General features: G+C 50.2%; 1 protein-coding gene. It reads right to left on the bottom strand.

Annotated elements, in window-relative coordinates; genetic code table 11:
• On the bottom strand, positions 1-684 hold a 684-nt coding region (locus tag ACOCD2_RS23735; RefSeq protein WP_419591959.1), incomplete at its 3' end, for a restriction endonuclease subunit S.
• Positions 685-739 lie beyond the last annotated feature (55 nt).

The following is a 739-nucleotide window of genomic DNA, read 5'->3' as shown; positions in this document are numbered from 1 at the left end:
CTGCGGGAAAAGCTGCTGCATCAGGCCTTTCTTGAGGTTCTTGAGGGCGTCGAGCTTGTGCGACTCCAGCCCGATCACCTCATCAAGGGAGGAGAGGCAGTGGGCGATTTTTTGTTGTTCTCCTGATGACGGAATAACCAACTTGAAAGTTTCAAGAATCGGCATCCGAAGCGATAGGACGGTAGACATTACAGCTTTTGAAGCCAGAACACCTTTTAGTGCACCTAATTGATAGTAAATAAACTTTCCGACTTCACGAAAATCTGATAATGCATAGGCGCGTTGATGCAAGTCAAATTTTCCACAATAATATTTAGGGATGAATCTCATTCCCTCGCCCGGGATAATCACAGCTTCAGCATCAAACAAATAACGACTTGATCGCTTTATTTCTTCAGATCTATCAAATAGGGGATAAGCACCATCATCTACATGATCTTGTGCATTGGAAGATCCATTGCAGATAATGCAAACTTCCCCCAAACGCTTCACCTCCCACGCCCCCGCCTCCCGAAACTCAGGAAAGCGCAGGTGGGGTGTGGTTTCGCCCTCGGCGGGGAAGAGCTGCTGCATCAGGCCCTTCTTGTGCTGTTTCAGGGCCTGGACCTTTTTGGCTTGCAGTCGAGTAGATCGGCCATTGCTGGCTTTCACCCTCACAGAACCGGACGTGCGGATTTCCCGCATCCGGCTCTTCCGAGCAGGTCACCCGGATTGAGCGGGAGCCAATTGTCTGGGCGCA

The sequence above is a fragment of the Thiolapillus sp. genome, assembly GCF_048562965.1.
In the GTDB taxonomy this organism is placed as follows: domain Bacteria; phylum Pseudomonadota; class Gammaproteobacteria; order Chromatiales; family Chromatiaceae; genus Thiolapillus; species Thiolapillus brandeum_A.
The sequence above is the reverse complement of the archived record's forward strand: the minus strand, read 5'-3'. Positions and strand labels throughout refer to the sequence as shown.